The 13531-nt window shown below is 61.0% G+C and carries 9 protein-coding genes and 3 rRNA genes; 3 read left to right on the plus strand and 9 right to left on the minus strand.

Annotated elements, in window-relative coordinates; translation table 11 throughout:
* The first annotated feature begins 51 nt into the window (after positions 1-51).
* Positions 52-1191, plus strand: coding sequence for a membrane protein insertase YidC (yidC, locus tag CDOO_RS12580; protein ID WP_026159366.1), 1140 nt, complete (start codon positions 52-54; stop codon positions 1189-1191).
* Here the strand turns inward: yidC and CDOO_RS12585 are convergent.
* The 4 genes from CDOO_RS12585 to CDOO_RS14130 form a co-directional block, all read right to left on the minus strand.
* Positions 1188-1817, minus strand: a complete 630-nt coding sequence (locus tag CDOO_RS12585) for a TetR/AcrR family transcriptional regulator (protein ID WP_018021999.1) — start codon at positions 1815-1817, stop codon at positions 1188-1190. The genes yidC and CDOO_RS12585 overlap by 4 nt on opposite strands.
* 141 nt (positions 1818-1958) lie before the next feature.
* Positions 1959-2216, minus strand: coding sequence for a GlsB/YeaQ/YmgE family stress response membrane protein (locus CDOO_RS12590; RefSeq protein ID WP_018021998.1), 258 nt, complete (start codon positions 2214-2216; stop codon positions 1959-1961).
* Between the two features lie 237 nt (positions 2217-2453).
* Entirely contained in the window at positions 2454-3350 is an 897-nt protein-coding gene (locus CDOO_RS12595; protein ID WP_018021997.1) for a universal stress protein, read from the minus strand.
* A 190-nt stretch (positions 3351-3540) separates the two neighbouring features.
* Positions 3541-3687, minus strand: coding sequence for a hypothetical protein (locus CDOO_RS14130; protein WP_018021996.1), 147 nt, complete (start codon positions 3685-3687; stop codon positions 3541-3543).
* Between CDOO_RS14130 and CDOO_RS12600 the strand changes: the two genes are divergently transcribed.
* Positions 3623-4663: a pseudouridine synthase gene (locus CDOO_RS12600; RefSeq protein ID WP_081610354.1), complete on the plus strand. Its 1041-nt coding sequence runs from the start codon at positions 3623-3625 to the stop codon at positions 4661-4663. The genes CDOO_RS14130 and CDOO_RS12600 overlap by 65 nt on opposite strands.
* Positions 4664-4777: 114 nt before the next feature.
* Here the strand turns inward: CDOO_RS12600 and rrf are convergent.
* The 4 genes from rrf to CDOO_RS12620 all read right to left on the minus strand — a co-directional run bounded on the left by rrf (position 4778) and on the right by CDOO_RS12620 (position 11203).
* Positions 4778-4895: ribosomal RNA gene (rrf, locus tag CDOO_RS12605) — 5S ribosomal RNA — on the minus strand.
* 171 nt (positions 4896-5066) lie between these two features.
* Positions 5067-8161 (minus strand): 23S ribosomal RNA (locus tag CDOO_RS12610).
* Positions 8162-8609: 448 nt separating this feature from the next.
* Positions 8610-10134: ribosomal RNA gene (locus CDOO_RS12615) — 16S ribosomal RNA — on the minus strand.
* Together the 16S, 23S and 5S rRNA genes form the textbook arrangement of a ribosomal RNA operon.
* A 694-nt stretch (positions 10135-10828) precedes the next feature.
* The gene (locus tag CDOO_RS12620) at positions 10829-11203 is read right to left on the minus strand and encodes a GntR family transcriptional regulator (protein WP_018022450.1); all 375 of its coding nucleotides are present in this window, start codon (positions 11201-11203) and stop codon (positions 10829-10831) included.
* Between the two features lie 183 nt (positions 11204-11386).
* On the opposite strand from CDOO_RS12620, the gene CDOO_RS12625 reads away from it, so the two are divergent.
* Positions 11387-12595: an NYN domain-containing protein gene (locus tag CDOO_RS12625; protein ID WP_018022449.1), complete on the plus strand. Its 1209-nt coding sequence runs from the start codon at positions 11387-11389 to the stop codon at positions 12593-12595.
* 62 nt (positions 12596-12657) lie between these two features.
* Here CDOO_RS12625 and CDOO_RS12630 read toward each other — a convergent pair whose 3' ends face one another.
* The gene (locus CDOO_RS12630) at positions 12658-13440 is read right to left on the minus strand and encodes a PspA/IM30 family protein (RefSeq protein WP_038574117.1); all 783 of its coding nucleotides are present in this window, start codon (positions 13438-13440) and stop codon (positions 12658-12660) included.
* Between the last annotated feature and the right edge of the window lie 91 nt (positions 13441-13531).

Consider the following 13531-nt stretch of genomic DNA (forward strand, 5'->3'; position numbering starts at 1 on the left):
CCGCCCAGGTTAGCGTTCGACAAGCCCGGCCTGAGACGTAGGATGATCCGCATGTTGGAGCTGTTCGCGTACCCGGTGTCCGTTGTCCTCAAGGCATGGCATCTTCTGCTCACCGAGGTGTTCACCATGGACGCCTCCGCGGCGTGGATCATCTCGGTGATTCTGCTGGTGGTCACCGTGCGTGGACTGCTCTTCCCCTTCGCGTGGATGCAGAAACGCTCGAGCCACCGCTCGGTGCTCATGCGTCCGGAGAAAGCCGAGCTGGAGCGCCGCTACGGCAGTTCCGCGAAACCGGAGGATGTCATCGCGCTGCGTGATGCCACGAAGGAGCTCCACGAGCGTTACGGCTTCCGCCCCGCCGTCGGCTGCATTCCCCCGCTCATCCAGATCCCGGTCGTCCTGGGTCTCTACCGGCTCCTCCTGTGGATCTCCCGCCCGGAGCTCCTCGGCGCGCACGGCAATTCCTCCGGCGGCGTCGGCGTGCTCACCGGCGAGGACGTCGCGTCCTTCGAGCAGGCCCGGCTTTTCGACGTCCCCCTGCCCGCCTACCTCGCCATGAGCGAGGAGCGCCTCGCCGCGCTGGGCACGAACTCCACCGACACGTGGAACGTCATCTTCCCCCTCGTCCTCGTGGCGATCTTCTTCACCACGGCCAACCTCATCGTCAGCAACTACTTCAATTACCGCTACATGGACTGGTCCTCCACCCCGATGCGGGTCGTCTTCCGCATCATGGTTGCCCTCACGGTGATCATGCCGTTCTTCATCTTCTGGCTGGGCACACACGGCCCCCTGCCCTTCGCCCTCGTTCTCTACTGGGTCACCGGTAACCTCTGGACCGCCCTGCAGACGATCGTGCTCAACGTCGTCATCCGCCGCCGCTGGCCGGAGGGTGAGGAGCACCGGGAGCTCCGCCACGCGGGCCGGCAGGAGCTTATCGACGCCCGTCGCGCACGTCGTTCCCGGCGGGCCGAGGACAGGTCCTATGTCGCCTCAGCGAAGAGCCGCGGCACCACGCGCGCCAGCGCCCGCGCCGAGCTTAAGGAGCGAGACGCCCGCGAGGCGCAGGAGAAGGCGGCCAGGAAGGCCGAGGAGAAGGAGCTGCGCCGGCAGCGCAACCGAGTCCAGGCCGCGCTCCGGGCCCGGGACTCGAAGGCGAAGCGGGAGAGCAGGAAGTCCGGGGAATCCTAGATGGAGAAGTCGGCGGGCGGCTCGTTGAGCATCTGCCGGGCCAGGTCCCGTGCCGTGTAGAGCGGGGCGGGATCCTGCACGAGCCTGGCGCCCGCCTGGCCACCGTCGAGGAAGATGAGCAGCTGGTTGGCCTGGGTCGCCGACGGGTAGCTGTTCTTTTCGTTGAGCAGCTCCGTCATCGTCGAGTGCATCCAGCGCCGGTGTGCGAGACAGGCATCCACGATGCGCTGTTCCGACTCGGTCTCGGGTTTCGGGTATTCGTTGGCCGCATTGAGGAAGTAGGAACCGCGGTAGTTCTTCTCCGGCTCCTCCTCCACGACCTGGTCAAAGAACGCCAGGATCTTCTCCTGCGGGTCCTGCAGGTCGGCGGTGCGTTCAGCCCACTGCTGGCGGGCCTGGTCGTCGAGCTGCTCGATGTAGGCGACCACGAGGTTGTCCTTGGAACCGAACAGCGAGTACAGCGACGCCTTGGCCACGTCGGCCTCGCGGAGGATCCGGTCGATGCCGATGACCCGGATGCCTTCCGTGGCGAACAGGTGCGTCGCCGAGGTGAGCAGGCGCTGCCGGGGGCTCGGCCGGTTGCGGCGTCGGCTGGTGGTCTTCTTCTTCGCGGTTTCTGTTGCCACGTCGCTGCCCTGCCTTTCCTCGTTGACGTTCAGTGGATCGTTCGTCTCCCCAATATAGACAAACCGGTACGTTTGCAACCACTCCGGGGGTCAGGAAAAGGCCCCGGCGATGTCGCCGGGGCCTTTCACTGGAGCTTGTGGTTACTTGCGCACCATGTTGATGATGGAGAGCAGGATAACCGCACCCACGATAGCGGTGATGAAGCTGATGAAGAGACCAGCCTGGCCCTCCATGAAGAGGCCGAGCAGGAAGCCACCGATAAGGGCGCCGACGATACCGACGACGACGTTGGCGACAATGCCCATCTGAGCGTTCTTGCCCTTGATCATCGAAGCGATCCAGCCGGCGAGGCCGCCGAGAACGAGCCAACCGATGATGCCACCGAGTCCAACAGCCATGATGATTCTCCTTTTGTTTTGTTTTGGGCATGCAGCCTAGAACGTCAATACCGTCCCCGCATGCTTGAGACGGGCACCATTGTGGCGAAACTTCGGCCGCTGCGCCAACTGCCCTGGCCGCAACCATAAGAAACTGTTACCGCTTCGTGTCACGTCCACAAATCCCGCGCCATACCTGCCCTGCCCGAAGGTCTATTGATATTATCTTTCCGGACGGGGGTGACGTGCGGGGGTAGTCTATCGGCTGTCCGGTCGGACCACCATCATCGGGCAGGGCGCGGACTGCAGCAGCGCACGGGAGGTCGAGCCAATGAGCATGCCGCGGAAGCCGCCACGTCCGTGCGAACCGGTGACCAGAAGCTGTGCGCCCTCCGCCTGCTCCGCCAGGGCGCGGACCGGGCGATCGCGGGTGATGACCTTCTTCACCGACACGTCGGGATACTGCTCCATCAGCGGCTCCAGCCGCTCGCTGAGCAGGTCTGCCTGCTGCTGTTCGATCTCCTCCCACTGGGTCTGGGCGGCGGACAGGCCAGCGAGCGAGGACTGCGCCTGCATGTCCATCCAGGTGTGCACCGCCACGAGGTCCGCGCCACGGGCGGAAGCCTCCTCGAAGGCCACCTCCGTCGCCTGCTGGGAGACGTCGGAACCGTCCACGCCGACCACGACCGGGCCGTACTTCGTGGCTTCCGTGACGTTGTTGTTCTCCCGGACGACCACGACCGGGCAGTGTGCGTGAGACACCACGGCCGCGGAGACCGAGCCCATCACCATGCCCGACAGGCCTCCGAGTCCCCGCGATCCGAGAACCAGCATGGTCACGTCGCTGCTCATCTCCAGCAGGAGGTCGATCGGCGAACCCTCGGCGACGGTGTGACCGATGAGAATCTCGGGCGCGACGTCGTGGGCGATCGCCCGGGCGGCCTCGATCTTCTCCATGGATTCGGACTGGAGATCCGAGAAGAGCTCGTCCGGGGGAACCATTCCCTCGGCGTACAGATACTGCGGCATGGTGTAGCTGGTGGCCAGACGCAGGGGCAGGCCCCGCTTCATTGCGGTGTTGGCGGCCCAACGCACAGCGTTGTTCGATGCCGCGGAGCCGTCCACGGCGACGACGACGATATCTTCCTTAGCCATTTCTCCGGTCCTTTCCTAGCTGGGTACGTGCTGGTCAGAACTCCGGCACGCGGAGGGTGCGCAATAGCGCGGCGGCCTCCTCATGGTCCCCAGTGTACTCGCGCCCCGGTCGCCGGTTATGACAAGCACACAGAAAAACCCCGCTGCCGCGGTATCCGCGACGACGGGGTGGTCTGTGAAGAAATGCAGCTTAGTTCGGGATCTCCACCGGGCCGGCGGGGCCGGAGTTGGCGGGGTAGAGCAGGTCGAAGATGACCCGGGCGACCTGCGCAATGATAGCGCCGATACCATCAGAGAAGAATGCGAGGAACGGAGCAAGGGTGTCGTCTAAGTTCATGAGGCCAACAATAGTACAGCGACGTCGCGGTGCACCACCTCTGCCCGTGAAGGACGGCCTCAACCCCACCCGGGTGAGGGTTCCCGAGGGCCACACGGGCATCACCGCCCGGGATTTTCTCACCGCGGTGATCGAATCGCAGCGGCACCGCCACCCCCAGGACGATGGTTCGGCCCTCGCGCAAAGGTTCGCTGACCACGAGGTCGTTGACCCGCAGGGCAACCCGCTCGATCCGGACACCGCTCTCGCGGAACACCAGGACGTCTGGTTCTACCGCCGACCCGCTCCGGAAAAGAAGGTCCCGTTCGACATCGCCATTCTTCACGAGGACGATCGGCTGCTCGTGGTCAACAAACCCCCCTTCCTGGCCACCATGCCCCGCGGGCAGCACATCACGGAAACCGCCACCGTGCGGTTGCGGCGAGAGACCGGAAACAATGATCTCTCCCCCGCCCATCGACTGGACAGGCTGACGTCGGGAGTCCTCTTCTTTGTCAAGAACCCAGCCGACCGCGGCGCCTACCAGACGCTCTTCGCCAACCGGGAGGTGCAGAAGACCTATCACGCCATCGCGCCCCACCGACCGGAGCTGGCCAGCGTCTGCCCGACAGTGTGGGAGAACCGGATCGAAAAGACCCCCGGGGAGTTCCAGGCGCGCATTGTCCCCGGCGAGGTCAATGCGGTGACCACCCTCGCCGATGTTGTCCCGCTTAGCGACGACGAACACCGTCTCCTCGAATCCCACCACGGCAGCCAGCCACCGCTCGCGCGGTACGTGCTGAGCCCGCAGACCGGGAAGACCCACCAGCTCCGCCTGCACATGCACCTCGCCGGGGCGCCCATCCTCGGCGACAACGCCTATCCCGCTCCCCTGCCCGCAGCGCAGGAGGACTTCCACAGGCCGCTACGCCTGAGCGCCACGCAGCTCAGCTTCCGGGACCCCTTCACCCACGACTTCCGGACGTTTCGCCTCTGAGGCGCAACGGCATTTGGGCATGGGTAAAGGGCCTGTGGCCCACCCCCGAAGATTCTCATCCTCTCTGGGGTGGCCCACAGGCCCTCACACTTTTATGTAGTTGTTGTTGTTTTAGGTCGGCGGCAACTTACTCTCCCACACCCTCCCGGGTGCAGTACCATCAGCGCGGGCAGGCTTAGCTTCCGGGTTCGGAACGGGACCGGGCGTTTCCCTGCCGCTATCAACCACCGACACACATTCAGGACACCACCCCAAAGGGGGTGGTCACCATGAACCACACGTGTGTCGTGTCAGACACTGCATAATGAACGCGAGCATATAAGTTTTTTCTGTTCCCATTTACTTGGGAATCTCAGTGCGTGCAGCAGAACCACCCACCACCACGTGGTGGGCATAATCGTTTGTTGTGTTTGAAGTCGGTGCATTAGTACCAGTCACCTCCATGGGTTACCCCACGTCCAGATCTGGCCTATCAACCCCATCATCTATAGGGGACCTCAAAAGAAACCTCATCTCAGAACAGGCTTCCCGCTTAGATGCTTTCAGCGGTTATCCCTTCCGTACGTAGCCAACCAGCAATGCCCCTGGCGGAACAACTGGCACACTAGAGGTACGTCCGTCCCGGTCCTCTCGTACTAGGGACAGCCTTCTTCAAGTTTCCACGCGCGCGGCGGATAGAGACCGAACTGTCTCACGACGTTCTGAACCCAGCTCGCGTGCCGCTTTAATGGGCGAACAGCCCAACCCTTGGGACCTACTCCAGCCCCAGGATGCGACGAGCCGACATCGAGGTGCCAAACCATCCCGTCGATATGGACTCTTGGGGAAGATCAGCCTGTTATCCCCGGGGTACCTTTTATCCGTTGAGCGACACCACATCCACTAGTAGGTGCCGGATCACTAGTCCCGACTTTCGTCCCTGCTCGACCTGTACGTCTCGCAGTCAAGCTCCCTTGTGCACTTACACTCAACACCTGATTGCCAACCAGGCTGAGGGAACCTTTGGGCGCCTCCGTTACATTTTGGGAGGCAACCGCCCCAGTTAAACTACCCACCAGGCACTGTCCCCAACCCAGATCATGGGCCAAGGTTCAGGTATCCAATCCGATCAGAGTGGTATTTCAACAACGACTCCACCACCACTGGCGTGATGATCTCTAAGTCTCCCACCTATCCTACACAAACCGAACCGAACACCAATACCAAGCTATAGTGAAGGTCCCGGGGTCTTTTCGTCCTGCCGCGCGAAACGAGCATCTTTACTCGTACTGCAATTTCACCGGGCCTGTGGTTGAGACAGCAGGGAAGTCGTTACGCCATTCGTGCAGGTCGGAACTTACCCGACAAGGAATTTCGCTACCTTAGGATGGTTATAGTTACCACCGCCGTTTACTGGGGCTTAAATTCTCAGCTTCGAACACCACAAGGGTGTCCTAACCGGTCCTCTTAACCTTCCAGCACCGGGCAGGCGTCAGTCCGTATACATCAACTTCAACGTTTTCGCACGGACCTGTGTTTTTGATAAACAGTCGCTTCCCTCTATTCTCTGCGACCACCACCAGCTACCAGCCGTCAAGACTGTCACCAGCAATGGCACCCCTTCTCCCGAAGTTACGGGGTCATTTTGCCGAGTTCCTTAACCACAGTTCACCCGACCGCCTTAGTATTCTCTACCTGACTACCTGTGTCGGTTTCGGGTACGGGCCATACATGCACATCGCTAGAGGCTTTTCTCGACAGCACGGGATCACCAACATCAGACCATGAGGTCCTACGCATCACGCCTCAGCCTTGATGGTGTGCGGATTTACCTACACACCGGCCTGCACGCTTGCACCACAATCCACTAAGTGGCTCGGCTACCCTCCTGCGTCACCCCATCACTTGGCTACTACCGGATCAGGCCCCACGCACGCACACCACCTGCCCCACCCGAAGGCGGGGCTTGGCGGTGATTATGGGTGGTTAGTATCCCCGATTCACCATGGTCGCACACATACGGGTACGGGAATATCAACCCGTTATCCATCGACTACGCCTGTCGGCCTCGCCTTAGGCCCCGACTCACCCTGGGAAGACGAACTTGACCCAGGAACCCTTAGTCATCCGGCGGTAAGGATTCTCACCTTACACTCGTTACTCATGCCTGCATTCTCACTCGCACACAGTCCACCCGCCCTCACGGTCAGGCTTCACCCCATGCACGACGCTCCCCTACCCATCACACCTTTGGTGTGATGCCGCGGCTTCGGCGGTGTACTTGAGCCCCACTACATTGTCGGCGCACAACCACTCGACCAGTGAGCTATTACGCACTCTTTCAAGGGTGGCTGCTTCTAAGCCAACCTCCTGGCTGTCTTCGCGATCACACATCCTTTTCCACTTAGTACACCCTTAGGGGCCTTAGCCGGCGATCTGGGCTGTTTCCCTCTCGACCATGAAGCTTATCCCCCACAGTCTCACTGCCGTACAACACTTACACCGGCATTCGGAGTTTGGCTGACATTGCTAAGATGGTAGTCCCGCTCAATCAACCAGTAGCTCTACCTCCGGCAAGCTCATACGACGCTGCACCTAAATGCATTTCGGGGAGAACCAGCTATCACGGAGTTTGATTGGCCTTTCACCCCTACCCACAACTCATCCCCTCAGTTTTCAACCTAAGTGGGTTCGCGCCTCCACAACCTCTTACAGCTGCTTCACACTGGCCATGGGTAGATCACTCCGCTTCGGGTCCAGGACATGCCACTCAAACACACTAGTTAGTATTCGCTTTCGCTACGACTACCCCACAACGGGTTAACCTCGCGACATGCCGCTGACTCGCAGGCTCATTCTTCAAAAGGCACGCCATCACACACAAGAGGTGCTCTGACGGATTGCAAGCACATGGTTTCAGGAACTATTTCACTCCCCTCCCGGGGTACTTTTCACCATTCCCTCACGGTACTAATCCGCTATCGGTCACACTGAGTATTTAGGCTTACCGGGTGGTCCCGGCAGATTCACAGCAGATTCCACGAGCCCGCTGCTACTCGGGTAAACACCAACCCCCCACACCTGGCCTTCATGTACGGGACTCTCACCCTGTTCCGTAGGCCATCCCAGACCATTTCCACTAACCACGCGCAAAAAAAAGGGCACACCGTCGGGTAACCGGTGAACAATGCTCCCCACAACACCACGCATGCAACCCCTACCCAGGTAATCACACACACGCGGTTTAGCCTGATCCACGTTCGCTCGCCGCTACTAGCGGAATCATTATTATTTTCTCTTCCTACGGGTACTGAGATGTTTCACTTCCCCGCGTAACCCCCGAACCACTATGAATTCATGGAACGGTGACACCCCATAACAGGTGCCGGGTTTCCCCATTCGGACATCCTCGGATCAACGCTCAGTTGGCAACTCCCCGAGGCATAACGCAGCCTCACACGTCCTTCATCGGCTCAGCATGCCAAGGCATCCACCATGCGCCCTTAACGAACAAACACAAAAACTGTTCGGGCAACACACACAAAAAATCACACAAAAAGAACAGAAAAAAACACACACCAACCACACCCACCACACACAGGTGGCAGATGCCAATCAATGAAATGCTCGCGTCCACTATACAGTTCTCACACAACACACCCCACCACCAAGCCACCACCCCACCAAGGAGGATCGCTCCACAGAGCAGCAACCGACGGCACGGTCCACGGGAACACAAAACGTGTTGTCCCAGACACCCAACAGCATGCCAACGCACCGTTCAAACTACTTGTTTCCTCACACCACCGGGGCAGGCGCACCACACACGGTCAGAACCGTTCGTGAAGCTTCCACTGCCAGATAAAACCTGTGGCAGGTGCACACTCGGCAACCTCAACCACACCCCACACCAGCCGGGAAACTACCCGACCCATGGGGAAAAACACTATCTCAAAAATCTCCTTAGAAAGGAGGTGATCCAGCCGCACCTTCCGGTACGGCTACCTTGTTACGACTTCGTCCCAATCGCCGATCCCACCTTCGACCACTCCCCCCAGTAAACTGGTTGGGCCATGGGCTTCGGGTGTTACCAACTTTCATGACGTGACGGGCGGTGTGTACAAGGCCCGGGAACGTATTCACCGCAGCGTTGCTGATCTACGATTACTAGCGACTCCGACTTCATGGGGTCGAGTTGCAGACCCCAATCCGAACTAAGGCCGGCTTTAAGGATTAGCTGAACATCACTGCATCGCAACCTGTTGTACCGACCATTGTAGCATGTGTGAAGCCCTGGACATAAGGGGCATGATGATTTGACGTCATCCCCACCTTCCTCCGAGTTAACCCCGGCAGTCTCTCATGAGTCCCCACCATCACGTGCTGGCAACATAAGACAAGGGTTGCGCTCGTTGCGGGACTTAACCCAACATCTCACGACACGAGCTGACGACAACCATGCACCACCTGTACACCGACCACAAAGGGAAAGGCCATCTCTGGCCCGGTCCGGTGTATGTCAAGCCCAGGTAAGGTTCTTCGCGTTGCATCGAATTAATCCACATGCTCCGCCGCTTGTGCGGGCCCCCGTCAATTCCTTTGAGTTTTAGCCTTGCGGCCGTACTCCCCAGGCGGGGCGCTTAATGCGTTAGCTACGGCACAGAAGACGTGGAAGCCCCCTACACCTAGCGCCCACCGTTTACGGCATGGACTACCAGGGTATCTAATCCTGTTCGCTACCCATGCTTTCGCTCCTCAGCGTCAGTAACTGCCCAGAGACCTGCCTTCGCCATCGGTGTTCCTCCTGATATCTGCGCATTTCACCGCTACACCAGGAATTCCAGTCTCCCCTACAGCACTCAAGTTATGCCCGTATCGCCTGCCCATCCGGAGTTGAGCCCCGGAATTTCACAGACGACGCGACAAACCACCTACGAGCTCTTTACGCCCAGTAATTCCGGACAACGCTCGCACCCTACGTATTACCGCGGCTGCTGGCACGTAGTTAGCCGGTGCTTCTTATCCAGGTACCGTCACCCCGAAGGGCTTCGTCCCTGACGAAAGGAGTTTACAACCCGAAGGCCGTCATCCCCCACGCGGCGTCGCTGCATCAGGCTTTCGCCCATTGTGCAATATTCCCCACTGCTGCCTCCCGTAGGAGTCTGGGCCGTATCTCAGTCCCAATGTGTCCGTACACCCTCTCAGGCCGGATACCCGTCGACGCCTTGGTAGGCCATTACCCCACCAACAAGCTGATAGGCCGCAGGCTCATCTCGTACCGAAAAAACTTTCCACCACACCCTTACGATGCAGTCCTATCCGGTATTAGACCCAGTTTCCCAGGCTTATCCCGAAGTACGAGGCAGATCACCCACGTGTTACTCACCCGTTCGCCACTAATCCACCCAGCAAGCTGGGCATCATCGTTCGACTTGCATGTGTTAAGCACGCCGCCAGCGTTCATCCTGAGCCAGGATCAAACTCTCCACAAAAGAATGCAGAAACATTCAGACGCATCAAAGAGTCCAAACAACTGACAAAATAAAACAAAAAACAAAACATGAACCACCAAACATGATCCACGCCCACAATCCACGCAGGGATGAATCGACGAGACAAACCCCCACACGAACCGCTACACCACACCCCGGGCCAAAAGCCCGAGAGTGGTAGGCGCATCACAGAACATGATCAACCATCCATGTATCACCAACCACCAACCAAACCCCGTGACAGAAGGGACAACATCAGTCGGTGGGGCAACCACACGAACATTCATGGTCAACCACACGCCATGCACCCACCCCACACCACCCCGCACAACGGAAGCGGTGCCGTGGTAAGAAAAAACAAATAAAGTACATTGGCACACTATCGAGTTCTCACACAACACCGGTCACCACACTCACACCGCACACGGCGATGATCGCACTGCCGACCAAAGATTTTTCTTCCACATCACCGACAACCATCAATGGTCCGGCGATGTCACCAGCGGGTGTTTTCCTCTCGCCGCACATCCGGGGACTGTCGTTCTCTGTCCCGGTGGGGCGCTGTCGGTCTCGCTGACCTAAACTAAGTTACCCACCACCCCGACAAAACACAAACTCCCACCACAATGCATGTTTTCGGGTGTTCTTGTTGGCCCGGATTTCACGTAGGTCTCACCAAAAGTTCGCTCGGCGGTCACCGGTACATTCCGCGGCTCTCCGCCACCCGGTCCACCAGGTCATGGAGCTCGGCGCGCCCGACGTTGAGGCGCAGGGCTTCGTCGATAAGCGGTGCCACCAACCCGGAGGCGAAGACTCCCCTCCTACGGTGCCGGACCAGCTCCAGTGCCCCGGGCGAGACGAACATGCCCACTCCGCGTCGGCGGTGGAGGACGCCGCCGTCGACGAGCAGTCCGAGTCCGCGTCTTGCCGTGGCCGGGTTCACCGCGTGGAAGGCGGCGAGCTCGTTGGTTGACGGGGCGCGGTCGCCCTCGAGGAGTGTGCCGTCGACGAGCATGTCCTCGATGAGGGTGGCGATCTGCCGGTAGAGGGGTTCCTGCTCGTTGTTCATGCGTTGGCCTGCCCGGATCGGTTAGTTAGTTGAGTAACGAACCTACCCGTTCGGCAGCGCAACCGCCCGTCGGTGATTATCCCGTGCCGACTACCTGCAAACAGTGACGTGGGACGTGTTTTCAGGCATGCTTGCGGGTGAAGAAATCAACTTAGAATCAAACAGATACGGGATACAGGAGCCATGCTTGAACGCACGATTGTTTACGTCGATACGTCCTACCTCCTCGCGAGTTTCTACAACTCGTGGGAGACCGGGGCACGCTCACAATTAGAGATTGACCTGCCCGAGGTCGTGGCCATCCTCGGCAACATGATCAAGGATCAGCTCGGCCAGCCGATCCATCGCCAGTTCTGGTACGACGGCATCCCCGACTCGGGCCCGCACCGCTACCAACGTTCGCTGCGCTCCTGCGACGGGGTCCAGCTACGCACCGGCCAGCTCATCGAATGGGGGGACCGGCGGACGCAGAAGGGCGTGGACACCCGCCTGGTCGCGGACATGGTGGTGGCCGGGCATCGCCGGGAGGTGTCCGACTTTGTCCTCGTCTCCGGCGACGCCGACATGATCCCCGGCGTGCAGGAGGCCTCGGATAACGGGGTGCGGGTGCACCTCTACGGCTTCGGCTGGGACTCCATGTCCGCCGCGCTGCGCCACTCCTGCGACACGACCACGATCCTCGACCCGCGCGAGGACTTCGCCGACGCGATGCAGCTCCAGGTGCTGGAAGGGCCGCTTCCTCCGTCCATCCGCGAACGGCCCATCGCCGACGGGGTGCCCGACGAGCAGGGCGGCATGACCCCCGTGCCCGGCGGCCGCCCCCTCCAGAACCCGGCGGAGAGCCAGGCGCCCCGCCCGGCCGAGCGGCCCTACGCCCCGCTCACCCCCACGGGGGACGACGCGGAGCCCGGCGCGGACTCCGAGCAGTCGGAACGGTCCACGGAGGCGGCCAGCGAGGCCACCAGCGAGGTGACCAGCGCCATGGCCAAGCACCCGCAGGACCAGGGAAAACCCGCCAAGGACGCACCCGCCGGTGGACGGACCCCATCAGCCCCGAAGCCGTCGATGATGGCCTCGCGGCGCAAGCTGCGTTCCCGGTACGTGCCCCTGCCGGAAGAGGTCTGGTCCTCTGCCGGGTTCCAGACGCCTTTCGACGTCGGCCAGCAGTACGCCACCTGGTGGTTCGAGAACGCCGCCACCGTGGAGCAACGCGACTCCGCCCACCAGCTCTCGGGCGGCGGCCTGCCCCCGGAGATCGACCGCCCGCTGCTGCAGTTCGCCTGTGAGACCCTCCACGAGTACACGCTCAGTGAGAGCCAGCGGGTGAGCCTGCGCGACGGCTTCCACTCCGGCATCCGGGGTGTGCTCATCAGCGTTCGACGCCTGAACTGACGTCGAGAAGCCGGAAGGGGCCGTGACCTCACCGGTCACGGCCCCTCCTGTGGCGCGGGAAGCTACTTCTCGTCGAGGACATCCTCGGAGGTGGTGGCCTTCTCCGTGATGGCCTTGTCCGAGTCCGCCTTCATGGACGCGCGGATCTCATCGAGCTTGCTCGTCGCCGCGACGTCGGAGCCTGCGGAGGAGATCTCCACCATGCGCTCCTGCACGGTGCTCTGCGTGAGTTCCTGGGCGCCGAGCGCGTCGGCGTAGCGGCGCTCGATCTTGTCGCGCACCCCGTCGAGGGTGGGAACGCTGTCGTCGCCGCCGAACTGGTTGATGGTGTCCATCGCCTGGGTGGTCTTCTGCTGCATGTCGGCCTGATCGGCCTGGTTCATCAGCTCATCCACCTCGCCGAGCTGCTGCGTCAGGCGTGCCTCGGACTGGCGCTGCTGCTCCTGGGCCTGCTCGGCCGCCTGGCTGGCCTGCGCGTGCATCTGCTTGGTGTTCTCCAGCTCGGACTCCACGGCGACGAGCTGGGAGGCGATGACCTCCGCGGTGTTCATGTACTGGCTTGCCCGCTCGGAGTCCCCTTCCGCCTGCGCCTGGTCCGCGACCTGCAGGGCCGTGCGCGCCTTCTGCTGGTACTCGGCCTGGGACTTGAGGAGGCGGTCCATCTGCAGCTCCAGCTGCTTCTTGTTGCCGATGATCGACGCCGCCTGCTGGGTGATGTCCCGGTGCTGCTTCTTCGCGGCCTCGGCGGCCTGCTGGATCTGCACCTTGGGGTCGGCGTTGTTGTCGATCTTCTGGTCGGCGGAAGCCATGAGGTACTTCCAGCCCTTGCTGAACGGATTAGCCATGATGGTCTCCACCCTTCCGGTCGGCCCCACGGGGCACGGGAGCGCCGAGGGATCCGATGATGATTGGTTGCTGCGGTTTTGTCGACCCGAG

Source organism: Corynebacterium doosanense CAU 212 = DSM 45436 (genome assembly GCF_000767055.1).
Classification (GTDB): Bacteria; Actinomycetota; Actinomycetes; order Mycobacteriales; family Mycobacteriaceae; genus Corynebacterium; species Corynebacterium doosanense.

Bases quoted from the DNA above. Each gene is read 5' to 3' on its own strand.
- yidC (WP_026159366.1), top strand. From the start codon at position 52: ATGTTGGAGCTGTTCGCGTACCCGGTGTCCGTTGTCCTCAAGGCATGG.
- CDOO_RS12590 (WP_018021998.1), bottom strand. From the start codon at position 2,216: ATGGCTGTTGGACTCGGTGGCATCATCGGTTGGCTCGTTCTCGGCGGC.
- CDOO_RS12595 (WP_018021997.1), bottom strand. From the start codon at position 3,350: ATGGCTAAGGAAGATATCGTCGTCGTCGCCGTGGACGGCTCCGCGGCA.
- CDOO_RS12600 (WP_081610354.1), top strand. From the start codon at position 3,623: ATGATAGCGCCGATACCATCAGAGAAGAATGCGAGGAACGGAGCAAGG.
- CDOO_RS14130 (WP_018021996.1), bottom strand. From the start codon at position 3,687: ATGAACTTAGACGACACCCTTGCTCCGTTCCTCGCATTCTTCTCTGAT.
- CDOO_RS12620 (WP_018022450.1), bottom strand. From the start codon at position 11,203: ATGAACAACGAGCAGGAACCCCTCTACCGGCAGATCGCCACCCTCATC.
- CDOO_RS12625 (WP_018022449.1), top strand. From the start codon at position 11,387: ATGCTTGAACGCACGATTGTTTACGTCGATACGTCCTACCTCCTCGCG.
- CDOO_RS12630 (WP_038574117.1), bottom strand. From the start codon at position 13,440: ATGGCTAATCCGTTCAGCAAGGGCTGGAAGTACCTCATGGCTTCCGCC.